At 74.7% G+C, this 18,173-nt stretch carries 18 protein-coding genes; 11 read left to right on the forward strand and 7 right to left on the reverse strand.

The features are described 5' to 3' along the window. Positions 1-23: 23 nt before the first annotated feature. Genes AWW66_RS17275 through AWW66_RS17300 form a run of 6 tightly spaced genes read right to left on the reverse strand, consistent with a single transcriptional unit; the run spans position 24 to position 6,207 of the window. Positions 24-971, reverse strand: coding sequence for an STM4011 family radical SAM protein (locus AWW66_RS17275; RefSeq protein ID WP_067367205.1), 948 nt, complete (start codon positions 969-971; stop codon positions 24-26). Beyond that, positions 968-2,293 carry an STM4012 family radical SAM protein gene (locus tag AWW66_RS17280; protein ID WP_067367207.1) on the reverse strand — a complete coding sequence of 442 codons (1,326 nt, stop codon included), beginning with the start codon at positions 2,291-2,293 and terminating at the stop codon, positions 968-970. Before AWW66_RS17280 ends, AWW66_RS17275 begins: the two co-directional genes overlap by 4 nt. Further along, entirely contained in the window at positions 2,290-3,093 is an 804-nt protein-coding gene (locus AWW66_RS17285; RefSeq protein ID WP_067367209.1) for an STM4013/SEN3800 family hydrolase, read from the reverse strand. Before AWW66_RS17285 ends, AWW66_RS17280 begins: the two co-directional genes overlap by 4 nt. Continuing rightward, positions 3,081-4,316, reverse strand: coding sequence for an STM4014 family protein (locus tag AWW66_RS17290; RefSeq protein WP_245648349.1), 1,236 nt, complete (start codon positions 4,314-4,316; stop codon positions 3,081-3,083). Before AWW66_RS17290 ends, AWW66_RS17285 begins: the two co-directional genes overlap by 13 nt. Positions 4,317-4,319: 3 nt before the next feature. Next, positions 4,320-5,270 carry an STM4015 family protein gene (locus AWW66_RS17295; RefSeq protein WP_067367211.1) on the reverse strand — a complete coding sequence of 317 codons (951 nt, stop codon included), beginning with the start codon at positions 5,268-5,270 and terminating at the stop codon, positions 4,320-4,322. Between the two features lie 4 nt (positions 5,271-5,274). Continuing rightward, positions 5,275-6,207 (reverse strand): STM4015 family protein, encoded by a 933-nt coding sequence (locus AWW66_RS17300; protein ID WP_067367213.1) that lies wholly within the window; start codon positions 6,205-6,207, stop codon positions 5,275-5,277. Between the two features lie 434 nt (positions 6,208-6,641). Between AWW66_RS17300 and AWW66_RS17305 the strand changes: the two genes are divergently transcribed. The 7 genes from AWW66_RS17305 to AWW66_RS17335 all read left to right on the forward strand — a co-directional run bounded on the left by AWW66_RS17305 (position 6,642) and on the right by AWW66_RS17335 (position 12,275). Beyond that, the gene (locus AWW66_RS17305; protein WP_067367215.1) at positions 6,642-6,944 is read left to right on the forward strand and encodes an urease subunit gamma; all 303 of its coding nucleotides are present in this window, start codon (positions 6,642-6,644) and stop codon (positions 6,942-6,944) included. Beyond that, the gene (locus AWW66_RS17310) at positions 6,941-7,282 is read left to right on the forward strand and encodes an urease subunit beta (protein ID WP_067367218.1); all 342 of its coding nucleotides are present in this window, start codon (positions 6,941-6,943) and stop codon (positions 7,280-7,282) included. Before AWW66_RS17305 ends, AWW66_RS17310 begins: the two co-directional genes overlap by 4 nt. Next, positions 7,279-8,982, forward strand: a complete 1,704-nt coding sequence (locus AWW66_RS17315; RefSeq protein ID WP_067367219.1) for an urease subunit alpha — start codon at positions 7,279-7,281, stop codon at positions 8,980-8,982. The genes AWW66_RS17310 and AWW66_RS17315 overlap by 4 nt, the downstream gene beginning before the upstream one ends. Further along, a complete protein-coding gene (locus AWW66_RS17320) occupies positions 8,982-9,665 on the forward strand; it encodes an urease accessory protein UreF (RefSeq protein WP_067367221.1) in 684 nt (227 codons plus the stop codon). The genes AWW66_RS17315 and AWW66_RS17320 overlap by 1 nt, the downstream gene beginning before the upstream one ends. Further along, entirely contained in the window at positions 9,655-10,428 is a 774-nt protein-coding gene (gene ureG / locus AWW66_RS17325; protein ID WP_425413279.1) for an urease accessory protein UreG, read from the forward strand. Before AWW66_RS17320 ends, ureG begins: the two co-directional genes overlap by 11 nt. Beyond that, complete coding sequence (locus tag AWW66_RS17330; RefSeq protein ID WP_067367222.1) at positions 10,428-11,150, forward strand: urease accessory protein UreD; 723 nt, start codon at positions 10,428-10,430, stop codon at positions 11,148-11,150. The genes ureG and AWW66_RS17330 overlap by 1 nt, the downstream gene beginning before the upstream one ends. A 96-nt stretch (positions 11,151-11,246) precedes the next feature. Next, a complete protein-coding gene (locus tag AWW66_RS17335) occupies positions 11,247-12,275 on the forward strand; it encodes a serine hydrolase (protein WP_067367225.1) in 1,029 nt (342 codons plus the stop codon). Between the two features lie 55 nt (positions 12,276-12,330). Here AWW66_RS17335 and AWW66_RS17340 read toward each other — a convergent pair whose 3' ends face one another. Then, entirely contained in the window at positions 12,331-12,792 is a 462-nt protein-coding gene (locus AWW66_RS17340; protein ID WP_067367228.1) for a MarR family winged helix-turn-helix transcriptional regulator, read from the reverse strand. 101 nt (positions 12,793-12,893) lie between these two features. Here AWW66_RS17340 and AWW66_RS17345 point away from each other — a divergent pair, with 101 nt between their 5' ends. The 4 genes from AWW66_RS17345 (at position 12,894) to urtC (ending at position 18,140) form a co-directional block, all read left to right on the forward strand. Then, positions 12,894-14,123, forward strand: a complete 1,230-nt coding sequence (locus AWW66_RS17345) for a substrate-binding domain-containing protein (RefSeq protein WP_083978573.1) — start codon at positions 12,894-12,896, stop codon at positions 14,121-14,123. Between the two features lie 576 nt (positions 14,124-14,699). Beyond that, positions 14,700-15,941: an urea ABC transporter substrate-binding protein gene (gene urtA / locus AWW66_RS17350; protein ID WP_211271975.1), complete on the forward strand. Its 1,242-nt coding sequence runs from the start codon at positions 14,700-14,702 to the stop codon at positions 15,939-15,941. A 64-nt stretch (positions 15,942-16,005) separates the two neighbouring features. After that, entirely contained in the window at positions 16,006-16,893 is an 888-nt protein-coding gene (gene urtB, locus AWW66_RS17355; RefSeq protein WP_067367231.1) for an urea ABC transporter permease subunit UrtB, read from the forward strand. Continuing rightward, positions 16,890-18,140 (forward strand): urea ABC transporter permease subunit UrtC, encoded by a 1,251-nt coding sequence (urtC, locus tag AWW66_RS17360; RefSeq protein WP_245648350.1) that lies wholly within the window; start codon positions 16,890-16,892, stop codon positions 18,138-18,140. Before urtB ends, urtC begins: the two co-directional genes overlap by 4 nt. Positions 18,141-18,173 lie beyond the last annotated feature (33 nt).

An 18,173-nucleotide genomic window follows, 5' to 3' on the forward strand; every position in this document is an offset into this window, starting at 1 on the left:
CCGGGGCGTGGCGGGGCCGCCGGTCAGCCGGAGCCGGAGCGCGCCGGTCCGGGCTGACCGACGACGGGAAGAAGCCGGCCCGTCGCCACGGCGGTGGGCCGGTCGGCGGGCGGGGCGGGCCGGCGCGGCCACGCCGCCGGGATCCGTTCCAGCACCCCACCGGCGAAGACGTCGCGCAGGCCCAACGGCTTGAGGTGCACGTAGCCGATGTGGCAGTCGCAGGTCCCGTTGCCGCACGGGCGGGGCCGCAGCGCGGACCGCCACGACCCGTCGTACAGGTTGCCGATCGGGTCGGGGACGAAGTGGCAGCGGCGTACCGTGCCGTCCCCGGCCACCGAGACCGCCGTCTCCCCGGCGTGGCACGGCCGCCCCAGCGACGGGTGCGGCCGGACGCTGTACCCGAACAGCGGGTCCAGGGCGGTCCAGGTGGCCTCCTCGGCGGCGTCGTACCGGCGGCCCTCGGCGGCGTTGACCCACAGGTACACCCCGGTGGGCAGGGCGGCGCGCAGCGCCCGCGCCTCGGCCAGGTGCTCCGGCAGGCCCACCACCCCGACCGAGTACCGCACCCCCAGCTCGGTCAGGCGGGCGCAGCGGGCCAGGAACCGCTCCCGGGTGACCTGCCCGGGGTGGTACGTCGTCCACAACGCCACCCGGGCCGGGTCGGCGTCGGCGAGCCAGTCCACCCGGGTCGCCAGGTTGGTCTGGATGACCGCCCGCTCGACGTGCGACAGGTGCGACAGGGTCACCAGCGCGTCCCGGTACCAGCGTCGGGTCAGCCCCTCGCCCCACGGGGTGAACAGCACCGACAGGCGCAGGTCGGTGGTGGCCGCCACCCAGCCGGTGAACCGGTCCAGGGCGGCCCGGTCGGCGGCTAGCGTCCGGGGCGAGTCCCGCCGCTTGGCGAACGGGCAGTACGGGCAGTCGTAGTTGCAGCTCGTTAGAGGCCCCCGGTAGAGGATCGACAGGTTCATCGCAGCGCGTACCCCCGCATCGCGTCCCGGACCCGCGCGGAGGTCAGCCACGGGCCGACCGCGTCGGAGCGGGCCAGCCCCGCCGGGGTCAGCCGCAGCCCGCTCTCGTCCGCCCAGCCCCGCGCCACCAGGCGGGCCAGCTCGGGGAAGTCCGTGGTGGGCGGGGCGCCGAACCGGGCCCGGTAGGCGGCGGCGTCCACCCCCTCGGCCCGCAGCAGCGACTGCAGCAGCCAGCGGCGTCGCTGCTCGACGCCGTCGAGCCGGTACCCGAACTCGGCGTGCCGGAAGTCGTCGGCGGGGCGGGCCAGGTAGTCGTCGAGCACCGCCCGCACCTGCGTCACGCTGACCGCGTAGTCGAACGAGTAGTGCAGGCCGGTGGTGTACGAGCGGGCGCCGCAGCCCAACCCCACCATGCCGTCGTCCTGGCAGCAGTAGTCCGGCCCCGCCGGGGTGGGCACGTCGGCCCGGCGGAACTGGCGCATCGACTCCTGCCGGTACCCGGCCGCGCCGAGGACCTCCACCGCCTGCCGGTACAGGGCGAGGCGCTGGCCGTCCCAGTCGTCGCGGCTGTGCGCCCGCCGGCCCAGCCCGGTCAACGGCCGGACGTAGAGCGGGTACAGGTACAGCTCCTCCGGCCGCCAGGCCAGCGCGGCGGCCAGGCTCTCGGCCCACGTGTCGGCGGTCTGCCCGTCGATGCCGTAGATGAGGTCGATGTTGAGCACCGGGACCGCGGCGTCCCGGATCGCGCCCAGCGCCGCCTCCACCTCGGTGCGCCGCTGCGGCCGGCCGGCGGCGCGGGCCTCGGCGTCCAGGAAGCTCTGCACCCCGATGCTGACCCGGGTCGTGCCGTGCGCGGCGAGCACCGCCAGCCGGTCCGGGGTGGCGGTGGCCGGCGAGGTCTCCACCGACAGCGGTACGCCGGGCAGCCGCGCCCCCATCGTCGTGGTGGCGATGTCGAACAGGTCGGCCAGCTCGTCGGCGGTGAGATACGTCGGGGTGCCACCGCCGAGCGCCGCGCGGGCGTACCCGGCGTCGCCGCCGAGCGCGTCGGCGACCCGTTCCGCCTGCCGGCGTAGCTGCCGCAGGTACGCGGTGACCTGCGCGGCCGGCGCGCCGGTGCGGGTGAACAGGTTGCAGAAGCCGCACCGCATCTCGCAGAACGGCACGTGCAGGTAGAGGAAGAGCGTGTCGCGCGGCTCGGTGCGCCACACCTCGGCCAGCGGCGGCCGGGGCCGCAGCGGACGGTACGACGTCTTGTGCGGGTACGCGTACAGGTACTGCTGGTACGGCGAGCCGTCCAGCGCCTGGTCGATGCTGGTCACCAGTCTCCCGGGTGCAGGGTGAAGTGGGCGTACGGGACCGTCCACACCACGTCGTGGCCGATCCGGTGGCCGGTGTGCCCGTCCTCCCCGTACGCCGTGCCGTGGTCGGCGCAGACGATCGTGAACACCGGCCGGCCCCGGCTGGTGAGGAGGGCGAAGAGCCGGTCGACCCGGCCGTCGACGTACTCCAGGGCGGCGGCGTGGCTGGCCCGGTCGTCGACGGTCGCGCCGGGCAGGTAGTGCCGGTTGGGCTGGTGCAGCGCGGCCACGTTGAGGAAGGTGAACAGCGGTCGCCCGGCCGGGACCCGGGGCAGCACCTCGGTCAGCCGGTCGAGTTGGGCGTCCACACAGTCCGGGGCGGTCACCCCGAACCCCGGCTCCCAGTGCGCCTCGGCGAAGAGGCCGGGCAGCACCGCGCCGAGCGGGCTGCGCCGGTTGAAGAAGCCCACCCCGCCCACGCAGAGGGTGTGGTACCCGGCCGCCGCCAGGGCGGTGGGCAGGTCGGCGGCGTCGAAGACCCAGGTGTCCGCGCCGGCGGTCTCGCTGCCGGGGAAGGCCGCCGCGTACAGCCGCTCGTGCCGGCCCGGGGTGTCCGGGGTGGGCAGGAAACCGGCGAAGAAGGCGTGGTGCGCGGCGTAGGTGAAGCTGGCCGGCGAGTGCCGCCGCTCCCACCGCCCGCCGGGCAGCGCGCGGGTCAGCCGGGGGGTCCGCCCCGCCTCGGCCAGCTCCGCCGCCACGTCGTAGCGCAGTGTGTCCAGGGTGACCAGGGCCAGGTCGTGGCTGCCGATCAGGCTCCGCACGCGCGCACCTCCCGACCCGGCTCCGTCAGCGCGTCCGGAGCCGGCGGAGCCGCTGGGGCCGGCGGCGCGGCCGAAGCCGTCAGCGCGTCCGGGGCCGCCGGAGCCGACCCCGGCGGGTCCGGGCGGTGCGCCGCCCGCCACCGGTCCCACCGGCCGCTGGTCAGCGCGTCGACCTGCGCGGCGTAGGTGTCCCGCCCGTCGGCGAGTACCCCGGGCAGCAGGTCGCCGAAGGCGTTGACCTCGGCCACCGCGTGCCGCCGCCACCCGGCCAGGAACATCAGGTCGACCCCGACGTGCAGGCTGCCCGGGAAGCAGGCGGCGACCCGCTCGCAGGTCCGCATCGCCGCTGCCCACCCGGCCGGCCCGGCGGCGGCGCGCAGCGCGGCCAGGTCACCCCGGGCGTTGCCCAGGTGCAGGTTGGTCAGCGGCCCCCGGGCGGCGCGGACCACCGCGTGCGCGGGTCGCCCGGCGACGACCACCACCCGCACGTCGACGACCCGGTCACCGAGCCCGGCCTTGGGCAGCCACCGCTCCACGTGCAGCCCTTCCGGGGCGAGCCGGTCGACCAGCGCGGCGACCGTCGCCTCGTCGTCGTAGTGGCGGACCCGCAGCGAGTTGAACAACCCGTCGGGGGCCACCTCGATCGGGGTGACCGCCCGGACCCGGCGCGGGCCGACGGCGAGGGCGAGCACCCCGGCCGCGGAGGAACCGTGGGCGGGCTTGACGAAGACCCGGCTCCAGCCGGCCGCCGCCATCGCCGCCCGCAGCCCCGCGTACCCGTCGACCGGGCCGAGCGCGGCCGGCACCGGGACGCCGGCGGCGGCCAGCCGGGCGTGGCAGGCCCGCTTGTCGCAGAGCACCGCCACCTCCGCCGGGTCGTTGAGCAGCTCCGCGCCCCCGGCGGCGACCCGGGCCAGGCCACCGACCAGCCCGGCGTACGTGGCGGCGAGGCCGATCAGCTCGCCGTGCCGGGCCGGGCGGGTCGCCCCGCGCAGCAGCCGGTCCACCTCGGGGTCCTCGCCGGGGGAGTCGACCCGGACCAGGGTGCCGGGGCCGGGGGGTGCCGCGCCGATGAGCACCTCGGCCCAGGGCAGCACCGCCGGCGGGGGCAGCCCGGCGGCCCGGACGGCCCGGGTGAACAGGGTGACCCGGCGGTTGCCCGGGTTGCCCACGACGGTCAGCCGCATGTCAGCGCGGGTGCGGTCGCCGGGCGGCGCGCTCACCGGTCACTCCGCCACCGCCACGTACCGACGGAACTCCTCGTCCTCGTCGTCGTCCTCCTCCTGCGGGTCGGACAGGTCCACCCGGACCCCGGGCAGCCCGGCGGTGACCTCCGCCGCGACCTGTTCGGTGACGTAGTGCCGGTGCAGGTCCAGCTCGGCGAGGTGGGTCAGCGCCCCGCCGGCCAGCAGCGCCCGCGCACCCCGGTCGCCGAGCGTGCCCATGGACAGGTCCAGGCGCTCCAGCCGGGCGAGCACCGGTGCGGTCGCCACCGCCTCGGCGAGGTCGTCGGCGTGCTCGGCGTTGCGCAACCCGAGCCGGCGCAGGGCGGGGAACCGCTCCCCGGCCAGCAGCGGGGCCAGGTCCTCCGCGGTGGTGTCGCCGCCGTAGGAGGAGTCGCCGAGCCACAGCTCCAGGTCGGTCAGGGCGGGCAGGTCGGAGTCGAGCACCGCGTGGACGAACGCCGGGGTCAACCCGCCGCTCTCCACCGCCAGCTCCCGCAGGCCGGCGTGCCGCACGGGGGAGAAGCGGAAGTCCTGGCCGCCGCGCACCCGCAGCACCTCCAGCGCCGGGTACGCGGTCAGCAGCGGGCTCACGTCGCCGACCAGCATCCAGGAGATCTCGCACTCCTCGAAGGTCATGTCGCCGAGGAAGAGCGCGCGCAGCGCGGGCAGCCGGGTCGCCGCCGCGCAGAGCTGCGCGATCGGGGCGGTGTTGAACGCGGCGTACCCCCACGCGCCGACGACCAGGGCCTCCACCTGCGCTCCGGCCTGCGTGACGAACCGCTCGAAGGTGGCGGCGAAGGCGTCCGACGGCACGTTGTCGTCGCGCGTGTCGTACTCGGGGACGCTGACCCGCCAGGCCACCGGGGCGTCCACGGTGGGCAGCGGGCCGTCCAGCGGCACGTCGACCACCGGGCGGCCGGCGAACGTGGTGGCGTGCGCGGAGAAGGTCATCCCGTCACTCCCCGACCGCGGTGAACCGGTACTCGCGGTCGCCGTACACCTGGATCTCCTGGCGGTCGGCGACGTCGACGTCGACGCCGGGCAGCGCGGCGACCACCCGGGCCGCGCACTCTGCGGAGAGGAAGTGGTGGCGCAGGTCGAGGCGGCGCAGGTGGGTCAGCGGCTGCCCGGCCAGCAGCGCCTCACCGCCGACGTCGGTGAGCACCCCCTTGGACAGGTCGAGCACCTCGAGCTGCCGGACGACCGGGGCGTGCGCGACCGCCCGGGTCACCTCGTCGGCGTTGTCGGCGTTGCAGAGCGCCAGGTGGCGCAGGGCCGGCAGCCGGGTGCCGGCCAGCAGCTCGGCGAGGTCGTCCACGGTGGTGTCACCCTCGTAGTCCGGCCGGCCCAGCCACAGGTCGAGCCGGCGCAGCCCGGGCAGGTCGCAGCCGGCCACCGCCCGGCTCACCGCGCCGGGCAGGCCGCCGGTCTGGACGACCAGTTCCCGCAGCCCGTCGTGGCGCAGCGGCTCCAGCCGCAGCTCGTGCCCACCGCGCACCCACAGGGTCGTCAGCTCGGGGTACGCCCGCAGCAGCGGGGTGAGGTCGTCGTGGGTGATCCAGGAGATCTCGCACTGCTCGCTGATCAGGTCGGCGATGAACAGGTGCCGCAGCGCGGTCCACTCGCCGGCGGCCTCGACCAGCAACCCGAGCGGGGCGGGCGACTCGTAGGCCGCGCCCCACTCGCCGATCACGAGAGCCTGGACCGCCTCGGCGGGCACCTCGGCGCGGAACGCCGCGACGAGCGCGGCGAACTCCTCGGGGTCGGCGTCGAAGTCCTCGACCTCCAGCCGCCAGGCGACCGGTGGCAGCTCCTCGGGCAGGGCCATCCCCGGGTCGAAGGGCACGACCTCCAACCCGGCGAACGACGACAGATGGGAGACGATCACGACCGAACCTCCGGCTTCCTCTGCGACGGCGGCGCGACCGTAACAGCCGCCCCCGACACGTCGATCGGCAGCGACGTGACCTGCGGTACCCGCGCGGGACCGACCATACGGCGGGGCGGTGGACCGGCACCGCCGGGGTGGGCCGGTCCACCGGGACCGTCTTGCCCCGCCGGCCGCCGATCCTCTACCGTCTGCTCAGCGGTTGGCGCGGTGCGGTCCGCATCCGATCCCAGACCGCTGCGTGGCGCCCCGCGCGGGCCGGGATGGTGGAGTCCCGGGTTCCCCGCCAGCGCCCTCCAGTGGTCGTGTGACCCCCTGCTCGCCTCCCGGGCATCGCCGCCCGGGGTTCCCCACCCGTCCCGTGCGCCGGGGCCGGTGGGACGCCGCGCCGTCGGCGGCGGGCCGGGGCACGCCGACCCCACCGGGAGCCACCCGTGCATCTCACCCCGCACGAGCAGGACCGCCTGCTCGTCCACGTCGCCGCCGACGTCGCCCGTCGGCGCCGCGAGCGTGGCCTGCGCCTCAACTACCCCGAGGCCGTCGCCGTGATCACCGCGTTCCTGCTGGAGGGGGCCCGGGACGGCCGGTCGGTGGTCGACCTGATGTCCGCCGGTCGTGGCGTGCTCGGCCGCGACGACGTCCAGGACGGCATCCCCGAGTTGCTGAGGGAGGTGCAGGTGGAGGCGACGTTCCCGGACGGCACCAAGTTGGTGACGGTGCACCACCCGATCCCGTGATCCCCGGGGAGATCCTGCTCGCCGAGGGGCCGGTGGAGATCAACGCGGGTCGGCCGGTGACCACCCTGCTGGTGGTCAACACCGCCGACCGGCCGGTGCAGGTCGGCTCGCACTACCACTTCGCCGAGGCCAACCCGGCGCTGGACTTCGACCGGGCCGCCGCCTGGGGACAGCGGCTCGCCGTCCCGGCGGGGACGTCGGTGCGCTTCGAGCCGGGGGTCAGCCGCAGCGTCGACCTGGTGCCGCTGGGCGGGGCCCGGATCGTGCCCGGCCTGCGCGGCGAGTGCGGGGGCCCGCTGGACGACCCGACCCCACCACAGGGGGGAGCACACCGATGAGTTTCGTCGACCGCGACCGCTACGTCGACCTGTACGGCCCGACCACCGGCGACCGGATCCGGCTGGCCGACACCAACCTGCTGATCGAGGTGGAGACCGACCACTGTGCCGGTGGGGACGAGGTGGTCTTCGGCGGCGGGAAGGTGATCCGCGAGTCGATGGGCCAGTCCCGCGCCACCCGCGCCGAGGGCGCCCTGGACACCGTGATCACCGGGGCGGTGATCCTCGACCACTGGGGCGTCGTCAAGGCCGACGTGGGGCTGCGCGACGGCCGGATCGTGGCGATCGGCCGGGCCGGGAACCCGGACACCATGCCGGGGGTGCACCCCGACCTGGTCATCGGCCCGGCCACCGAGGTGATCGCCGGCAACGGCCGGATCCTCACCGCCGGGGCGGTGGACACCCACGTCCATCTCATCTGCCCGCAAGTCGTCACCGAGGCGCTGGCCGCCGGCATCACCACCCTGGTCGGCGGCGGTACCGGGCCGACCGAGGGCACCCGGGCCACCACGGTCACCCCGAACGCCTGGCACCTGGCCCGGATGCACGAGGCGCTGGACGGCTACCCGGTGAACGTGCTGCTGCTCGGCAAGGGCAACACCGTCTCCGCCGAGGCCCTGTGGGAGCAACTGCGGGCCGGGGCGGGCGGGTTCAAGCTGCACGAGGACTGGGGGACCACCCCGGCCGCGATCGACGCCTGCCTGCGGGTCGCCGACGCCTCCGGGGTGCAGGTGTCGATCCACACCGACACCCTCAACGAGGCCGGGTTCGTGGCCGACACGCTGCGGGCCATCGCCGGCCGGGCGATCCACTCGTACCACACCGAGGGGGCCGGGGGCGGGCACGCGCCGGACATCATCACCGTGGCCAGCGAGCCGAACGTGCTGCCCTCGTCGACCAACCCGACCCGGCCGTACACCCGTAACACCCTGGCCGAGCACCTGGACATGCTGATGGTCTGTCACCACCTGAACCCGGCGGTGCCGGAGGACCTGGCCTTCGCGGAGAGCCGGATCCGGCCGTCCACGATGGCCGCCGAGGACCTGCTGCACGACCTGGGGGCGATCTCCATCATCGGGTCGGACTCGCAGGCGATGGGGCGGATCGGGGAGGTGGTGCTGCGCACCTGGCAGAGCGCCCACGTGATGAAGGCCCGGGTGGGGGCGCTGCCCGGGGACGGCCGCGCCGACAACCACCGGGCCCGCCGGTACGTCGCCAAGTACACCATCTGCGCGGCCATGGCCAACGGCCTGGACGCCGAGGTCGGGTCGGTGGAGCCGGGCAAGCTCGCCGACCTGGTGCTCTGGGAGCCGGCCTTCTTCGGGGTCCGGCCCCTGCTCGTCATCAAGGGCGGGATGATCGCCTACGCCCAGATGGGGGACGCCAACGCCTCCATCCCCACGCCCCAGCCGATGCTGCCCCGCCCGATGTTCGGGGCCCAGCCGGTACCGGCCGCGGCCACCAGCCTGACCTTCGTGGCCCCGGCGGCGATCGAGGCCGGGCTACGGCTGGACGTGCGGCGGCGGGTGGTGCCGGTGGCCGACGTGCGCTCCCGGGGCAAGGCCGACCTGCCGAACAACTCGGCCATGCCCCGCATCGAGGTCGACCCGGACACCTTCACCGTCCGGATCGACGGGGAGACGGTGGAGCCGGACCCGGTGGCGGAGTTGCCGATGGCCCAGCGGTACTTCCTGTTCTGATGACCCCGTCGACCCTGCTGCTGCTCCTGGCCGACGGCCGGTTCCCGGCGGGGGCCCACGCCCACTCCGGAGGGCTGGAGGCCGCCGTCGGGGCCGGGCGGGTCACCGACCTCGCCACCCTGGCCGCCTTCCTGCGGGGCCGGCTGGCCACCGCCGGGCTGGTCGGGGCGGCCTTCGCGGCGGCGGCCCACCGGGCGGCCGGGCAGCCGGACCGGGCGGGGCTGCTGGCCCTGCTCGACGCCGAGCTGGACGCCCGGACCGCCGCCGAGGCCCTGCGCCGGGTGTCCCGCCGGCAGGGCCGGGCCCTGCTGCGGGCCGGGAAGGCCGTCTGGCCCACCGCCGGATTCGCCGACCTGCCCACCGCCGGCGGCGGGCCCCACCAACCCCTGGTGCTGGGGCTGCTATCCGCCGCCGCCGGCCTCACCCGGCCCGAGACCGCCCTGACCGCCGCGTACCAGACGGTGACCGGGGCGGCCAGCGCCGGGGTCCGCCTGTTGGGCCTGGACCCGTACCGGGTGCAGGCCCTGCTGGTGGACCTGGCCGCCGCCTGCGACCGGACCGCCGCCGAGGCGGACCGGGCCGCCGGTGAACCACCCTGGCGGCTGCCGGCCGCCGCCGCCCCCCTCGCCGACATCCATGCCGAAGTCCACGCCACCTGGGAGGTGCGTCTCTTTGCGTCCTGAGCCGACCCCGTCGCCGCGTCCACAACCGACTGGACAGACCGGGTACCCCGAGCACGACGAGACCGTTCCACACACCCACCCCGAGCCCGGGGTCGACCCGCACGCCCCCCTGGCCGCCGCCGGCCGGGCCCTGCGGGTCGGCATCGGGGGACCGGTGGGATCCGGCAAGACCGCCCTGGTGGCCGCCCTGTGCCGGGCCTTCGCCGACGAACTGCGCCTGGGGGTGGTGACCAACGACATCTACACCACCGAGGACGCCGACTTCCTGCGCCGGGCCGGAGTGCTGGACCCCGACCGGATCCGGGCGGTGGAGACCGGCTGCTGCCCGCACACCGCCATCCGCGACGACATCGGGGCCAACCTCGACGCGGTGGACGAGTTGGAGGAGACCTTCGGCGCCCTGGACCTGGTGCTGGTGGAGAGCGGCGGGGACAACCTCACCGCCACCTTCAGCCGGGGCCTGGTGGACCGGCAGATCTTCGTGGTCGACGTGGCCGGCGGGGACAAGGTGCCCCGCAAGGGCGGGCCCGGGGTGACCGCCGCCGATTTGCTGGTGATCAACAAGACCGACCTGGCCCCGCTGGTCGGGGCCGACCTTCAGGTGATGGACCGGGACTCCCGGGCCCGCCGGGGGGACCTGCCCACGGTCTTCCTCTCCATCGTGCAGGACCGGCAGGCCGGGCAGGTCGCCGACTGGGTCCGCCACGAGCTGGCCCACCACCGGGCGGCCCAGGCCACCGGGGTACCGGCCGGTCGGGGCTGATGCGGGCGGTCGCCCGGCTGGTGGCCCACCCCGACGGGCGTGGGGGCACCCGCCTGACCGAGCTGGCCGGGGAGCCCCCGCTGCTGCTGCGCCGCACCGGGCACCGGGGCCCGGTCGCCGAGGTGTACGTCGTCGGCGCGGCGGCCGGTCCCCTGGCCGGGGACGACCTGCGGCTGGAGATCGAGGTGACCACCGGGGCGGCGGTGCGGGTGCACACCGTCGCCGCCTCGGTGGCCCTGCCCGGCCGGGTCGGGGCCACCTCCCGGATGATGGTGTCGGCCCGGGTCCACCCCGGGGCGGCCCTGCACTGGCTGCCCGAGCAGACGGTCGCGGCGGCCGGCTGCGCCCACCTCGCCGAGTCGCGGGTGGAGGTGGCCGAGGGGGCCACCCTCACCTGGCGGGACGAGCTGATCTGCGGCCGGCACGCCGAGGAGCCGGGCGACGCGGTGCTGCACACCGTCGTCGACCTCGCCGGCCGGCCCCTGCTGCGGCAGACCCTCGCGGTGGGGCCGCAGGCTCCGGGCTGGTCCGGGCCGGCGGTCCTCGGCGGGGCTCCGGCCACCGGGTCCCTGCTGGTGCTGCACCCGGACCGGCCCGCCGACCCTCCCTGGGTGCACCCCGGGGGCACCGCCGCCCGGCTGCCGTTGGCCGGGGGGCCGGCGACCCTCTGGACCGCCACCGCCCCCGACGCCCACACCCTTCGATCTCATCTGGAACCCTGAGGGTCGAGAACCCGGCGGGGGTGTCGTGGGTGGACGGTGGGGGAAGCCTGTCGTCGGCCCAGCCCCCGTCGGGCACCGTCGATCAGGGGAGAGAACATGCCCGACAAGGTCAGCCGCCGCGTCGCCCTCGGCCTGGGCGCGGCGACAGCCGCCCTGGTGGCGGCCCCCCGTCCGGCCCTCGCCGCGCCGGCACCGGGCGCCGATCCCGCCGCCGACCATGCTCCGCTCGACCCGACGCAGCGGATCCGGCAGGCGTACCGGACCCGGACGAGGCAGGCCGGCGGGGTGTGGCACTCCCACGTCGCCCGGGTCGACGCCACCGGCGCCCTGCGGACGGTGCTGGCCGACGACGCCGACCGGGTGACGCACGGCTACAGCGTGCAGAAACTCGCCGTCGCGGTGGCGGTGCTGGACGCCATCGACCGGGGGCAGCTCCGGCTCGACCAGCGCCTCGACCTCACGGCCGACATCATCCTCGGCGGCAGCGGCCTCTACCACCTGCAGACCGTCTGGGGGGACGAGGTCACCGTCGCCAACTTCCTCACCGCGATGCTGCTGGTCTCGGACAACACGGCGGTCCGGATGTGCGGTCGGGTGGTGCCCGCCCTGGAGATCAACGAGATCCTGGCCGCCAAGGGGTTCACCCACACCCGGGTCGAGCCGGTGGCCAACCCGTACCGCTTCTTCCTCGGCGTCACCACCCCCCGGGAGACCCACGACCTGCTCTGGCGGCTGGCGAACGGAACCCTGCTCTCCGTCGGCTCCACCACCTTCCTGCTGGGCGTCCTGCGCTGGATCAACGGCTACCACGACGGGATCCGCCGCGACATGTCCTCGGCCGAGCGCAGCCGGGTGGCCACCAAGTACGGGGCCGACTACGACGAGCGGGGGGCCGCCCGGCACGAGGTGGGCATCGTCTTCGACCAGACCGGGGCCCCCGCCCTGACCTACGCCTTCTTCGCCGACACCCTCGGCGACCGGGACAACTACGGCGGCACCCACCCGGCGGTACGGGCGCACGCCCACCTCGGCCGGGTGCTGTTCGACACGGTCGGGGCCGGCACCGCCCCGGCGGGGGTGTCCCGGCACACCGTGGCCCCGTTCCGCCCGGTCGACGGCGGCTGACCGGGGTCCGGGGCCGCCGGCGGCTGGACCGGGGCGGGGCCTCCCCGGCCGATCGTCAGCGCAGGGCGGGGGTCGGCTGCCGGGGGCGGTCCGGGTCCAGCCGGGTGACCAGGTCCGCGAGCCGGCGGGTGAGGGCCTCCTCCTCGCCGGCTCCGCCGGTCAGCTCGTCCAGGTCGGCCCGGACCATCGCCTCCAGCCGGTCGTGCTCCCGGCGACCCCGGGCGGTCAGGCAGGCCCGGATCCGCCGCCGGTCGTAGGGGTCGACCCGGCGGAAGACCAGGTTCCGGTCGACGAGCTGGTCCACCAGCTTGGTGAGGGTCCCCGGGGGCAGGCAGGCCTCGGCGGCGACCTCGGTCATCGGGTGGCCGAGCCCGTCGGCGAGCAGGCAGAGCACCCGCCACGCCTCGATGGTGAGCCCCTCGGGGGCCAGCACGGCACCGATCCGGCGGGAGAGCAGCCGCTCGGCACGGGTCAGCGAGCGCAGCAGGTCGGCTGACGCCCCGGGCAGCTCTGCCATGCGATCTCCTCCGCCAGCGGTGGCCCCCGTCATGCTATCGGCCATTCCCGGTGGATGGAGAGACCTGGTGTGGCGTGGGTTCGCGGGCAATCATGTGTGGCATGTCCGCGCCGGCACCGCGACCGCAGCGTCCGGCCCGCCCCGAGCCGGCGACCCGCGTCGCCGCCGCGCGGCACCCCGAGGCCCGGGCCGCCGCCCCGGAGCCGGCCCCGACCCGGGAGGTGGCCGCCCCGGAGCCCGCCCCGGCGCGGGTGGTCGCCGCGCCGCCCTGGCTCACCGTGGACCGGTCGGTGGTCAACGTCGCCCTGGTGTACCCGATGCGCGGTCCGGCGGGCATGTTCGGTCCGACCTGTGAGCTCTGCGCCCAACTGGCGGTGGAGGAGGTCAACCGCGACGGCGGGGTGCTGGGCCGGGAACTGCGCCTGGTCCCGGTCGACGGCGGGGCACCCCCGGCGGAGGTGGCCGCGGAGGTCGAGCTGCTGGTCTCCACCGGCGCGGTGCAGGGGGTGACCGGGTGGCACATCTCGTCGGTCCGCCAGGCCCTCGCGCCGCGCGTCGCGCACCGGGTGCCGTACGTCTACACCGCGCTGTACGAGGGCGGTGAGCGGACCGAGGGGGTCTTCCTCACCAGCGAGACGCCCGACGCCCAGCTCTGGCCGGCGATGCGGCTGCTCGCCGGGGAGCAGGGGGTCCGCCGGTGGTTCGTGGTCGGCAACGACTACGTCTGGCCCCGGCGCACCGCCCGCGCGGCCCAGCGGTACGCGCTGCGCACCGGCGGGCGGGTGGTGGGGCTGGGTTTCCTGCCGCTGGAGACCCACGACTTCGCCGACATCCTGCGCCGGATCGAGCACAGCGACGCCGACGCGGTGCTGATGCTGCTGGTCGGGGCGGACGCGGTCCGGTTCAACCGGGCGTTCGCCCGGTCCGGTCTGGACCGGCGCTGCCTGCGGCTGAGCACCCTGATGGACGAGAACATGCTGCTGGCCAGCGGCCCGCGCGCCACCGGCCGGCTCTACAGCACGGCGGGTTTCTTCGCCGACCTGGCCACCCGGGAGAACCTCGACTTCCATGGGGAGTTCGCCCGCCGCTTCGGGCTGGAGGCGCCGCCGTTGGGCAGCCTGGGGGAGTCCTGCTACGAGGGGGTGATGCTGCTGGCCGCGTTGATCGCCCGCGCCCGCACCCTCGACGTGCGGGCGATCGGGGCCAACGCCGACGAGGTCTCGTACTGCGGGCCCCGGGGCGAGTTGCGGCTGCGCCGCCGGCACGTGCGCCAGCGCATCTACCTGGCCGAGGCCGACGGCCTGGACTTCCGGGTGCTCGCCGAACTGTGAACCGTCCCGTTCGGCCGGTGCGTGACCGGTCGAGGGTGGACCTTCCGCCGGCCGGCTGCTTGACAGGCTCGCCCGCTCCCGGCCTAAGATGCTTCCTGCGTGAAGTAATCCGCTCCCGCCAGGCTTCGTCATCGGTCGCCGAAGGCGGCCGGCGCGTCGCCGTCACGCATTTGTTCGAGGCGCTGGCCTCGTGTGCCGACATCCATTTCCCCGATCATGGGTAATTGTGGTGTCGGCTTTTTCGTGTGGACCGATCAGGCGATCGGAAACAGTCAATTAAGGGTGGGGAAACATTCCCGCAACGATGCGCGCACAGGCTTTCCCTGCCTGATGACAGCCGTGGATCCGGCCGGCGTCCACCCGTCGACCGGTTCCGCCGACCGCCACACCACGGACCGCACCGCGCACCCTGATACGACTCGACAAACGACAGTACGCAAACGGGGAGACCGGCGATGCCGGTTCCGGTGGCACCGTGCGAATCGGCGCCCGACAGCGCTCGTCGACGACTGGTTTCGCACGCCGACCACCGCCCATAACCGATCACTGCTCCGACGCAGCGCGCAGGGAGAATTGATGACATCGTTCCGGGGCCGCATCCTGGCGGGTGCCCTGACCCTGGTCGCCACGGCCGCCCTGGCCGCGTGCGGCAGCAAGACCACCGACGCGGCATCCGGCACGGGCGTCAGCGCCGACGTCTCCGGCGACACCGTCAAGGTCGGCCTGCTCAACTCGCTCTCCGGCACCATGGCCATCAGCGAGGTCACCGTCCGCGACTCGATCATGCTCGCCGTCGAGGAGATCAACGCCGCCGGTGGCGTCCTCGGCAAGAAGATCCAGCCGGTCTCCGAGGACGGCGCCTCCGACTGGCCCACCTTCGCCGAGAAGGCGGAGAAGCTGATCAGCCAGGACCGCGTCGCCGCCGTCTTCGGCTGCTGGACCTCGGCCAGCCGCAAGGCCGTGAAGCCGGTCTTCGAGCGCAACAAGGCGCTGCTGTTCTACCCGGTGCAGTACGAGGGCCTGGAGCAGTCCCCGTACATCTTCTACACCGGCGCGACCACCAACCAGCAGATCGTCCCCGGGCTGGACTACCTCAAGGCCCAGGGAAAGAAGTCGGTCTACCTGGTGGGCAGCGACTACGTCTTCCCCCGCACCGCGAACAAAATCATCAAGGCGTACGCCGAGGCGAACGGGATGACCGTCCTCGGCGAGGACTACGCCCCGCTCGGCTCCACCGAGTTCGGCACCATCGTCAACAAGGTGCGCTCGTCGAAGGCCGACGCGGTCTTCAACACCCTCAACGGGGACAGCAACGTCGCCTTCTTCAAGGAGTACACCTCCGCCGGGCTGACCGCCGAGAGCATGCCGGTGGTCTCGGTGTCGATCGCCGAGGAGGAGGTCAAGGGCATCGGCACCCAGTACCTCACCGGCCAGTTGACCGCCTGGAACTACTACCAGACCACCCCGGGCGCGGCGAACGAGAAGTTCGTCGCCGCGTACAAGGCGAAGTACGGCGCGGAGAAGCCGACCAGCGACCCGATGGAGGCCGCGTACGTGGCGGTGCACCTGTGGAAGGCGATGGTGGAGAAGGCCGGCTCCTTCGACGTGGAGCAGGTCCGGGCCGCCGCCGGCGGGATCACCTTCGAGGCCCCCGAGGGGACGGTGACCGTGGACGGCCCGACCCAGCACATCGCCAAGACCGCCCGGATCGGACGGATCGGCGCGGACGGCCTGATCACCGAGGTCTGGAACTCCGGGCAGCCGATCACGCCCGACCCGTACCTGAAGAGCTACCCCTGGGCGAGCGGCCTGAGCTGACCGACCCCGGCCCGGACGGCACACCGGCGTCCGGGCCGGCCCACCCCCGTACGGAGTGCCCACCGTGACAGTCCTCTTCGGTCAACTCTTCACCGGCGTCAGCATCGGCGCGGTCCTGCTGCTCATCGCGCTGGGGCTGGCGTTGACCTTCGGCCAGATGAACGTGATCAACATGGCGCACGGCGAGTTCATCATGGCCGGCGCCTACACCACCTACGTGCTCCAGCAGACCATCACCGGGGCCGGCTGGTCGCTGCTGGTGGCGCTGCCGGTCGCCTTCGTGGTGGCCGGCACGATGGGCGTGCTGCTGGAGGTGCTGCTGATCCGCCGCCTCTACGCCCGCCCGCTGGACACCCTGCTGGTCACCTGGGGCGTCTCGCTGATCCTGCAACAGCTGGCCCGGGACGTCTTCGGCAGCCCCAACGTGCAGACCCGCGCCCCGGACCTGCTCACCGGCAACATCGCGCTGCCCGGCGGGCTCACCGTGGCCACCAACCGGCTGTTCATCCTGACCCTGGCCGTGGCGGCGGTGGTGGCGCTGACCCTCGCGCTGCGGCTGACCCCGCTCGGCCGCCGGATCCGCGCCGTGGTGCAGAACCGCGACCTGGCCGCCGTCTCCGGCATCGCCACCGCCCGGGTGGACCGGACCACCTTCTTCATCGGCTCCGGACTGGCCGGCCTCGCCGGGGTGGCGCTCACCCTGCTCGGCCCGATCGGCCCGACCATGGGCACCAACCTCATCATCGACGCCTTCCTGGTCGTCGTGGTCGGCGGGATCGGCCAGCTCAAGGGGAGCGTCATCGTCGCCTTCGCGCTCGGCGTGCTCCAGGCGACCGGCGAGTATCTGACCACCCTCAGCGTCGCCAAGGTGCTCGTCTTCGTGGCGATCGTCGCGTTCCTCCAGTGGCGGCCCCAGGGGCTGTTCACCCTGCGTACCAGGAGTCTCGCGTGAGCACCGTGACCGCACCGACCGGCCGCACCCCCGACCCGGCGGCCGGCGGCAGACGACGGAATCTGCTGCCGGGCGCCGGCCCGGCCCGCGCCGCCGCCGGCTTCGCCCTCGGCGCGGCCCTGCTCTTCGCCGTCGCCCCGCTGGCGCTGTCGGACTTCCGGCTCTCCCTGCTGGCCAAGTACCTCTGCCTCGCCATGGTCGCGATCGGCATCGGCATCGCCTGGGGCCGGGGCGGGATGCTCACCCTCGGGCAGGGCGTCTTCTTCGGCCTCGGCGGCTACGCGATGGCCATGCACCTCAAGCTCGCCGACGCGGGCCCGGGGGAGCTGCCCGACTTCATGCAACTGTACGGCCAGCTCGACGAGCTGCCGTGGTGGTGGCGACCCTTCGCCAGCCCGTGGTTCGCGTTGCCCGCCACCGTGCTGCTGCCGATGGCGGTCGCCTTCGGGCTCGGCTCGCTGGTGTTCCGGCGAAAGGTGCGGGGGGCGTACTTCGCCATCCTCAGCCAGGCCCTGGCCATGGCGATGGTGATCCTGCTGGTCGGCCAGCAGGGCACCACCGGCGGCACCAACGGCCTCACCGACATCCAGGGCTTCTTCGGCTACGCGCTGACCGACCCGGTCAACCAGCGGATGGTGTACTTCGTCATCGCCGGCACCCTGCTGGCCCTGCTCCTGCTGGCCCGCCAGCTCATCCAGAGCCGGTACGGCGAGCTGCTGGTCGCGGTCCGCGACGGCGAGGAGCGGGTCCGGTTTCTCGGGTACGACCCGGCCAGCGTGAAGCTGGTCGCCTACGTGGTGGCCGCCGGGATGGCCGGGCTGGCCGGGGCGCTCTTCGTGCCGGCGGTGGGGATCATCTCGCCCGCGATGATCGGCATCGTCCCGTCGATCGAGTTCGTCATCGGGGTGGCGGTCGGCGGCCGGGCCACCCTGCTCGGTCCGGTGCTCGGGGCGGTCGCGGTGGCCTGGGCGAAGACCGCGCTGTCCGAGCGGTTCCCGGGCGGCTGGACGTACCTCCAGGGGTTGATGTTCGTGCTGGTCGTGGCCTTCCTGCCGGGTGGCCTGGCGGCACTGGTGGGGCTGGGCCGCCAGCGCGGCGACGACCCGGACCGACGCCGCTGGTGGCGACGCCGGAGACGGCAGGTGCCGGCCGGGGTCGGCACGACCGTGCCGGTCGAGGGGGCCGGGACGCCCGAGGCGACCGACGGCGCCGGGCTGGCCGGCGCCCGGACGGGGGTGACCGCATGAGCGAGCAGCGTGAGCGAGTCGTCGTGGTCGGTC

Source organism: Micromonospora rosaria, assembly GCF_001567585.1.
Classification (GTDB): Bacteria; Actinomycetota; Actinomycetes; order Mycobacteriales; family Micromonosporaceae; genus Micromonospora; species Micromonospora rosaria.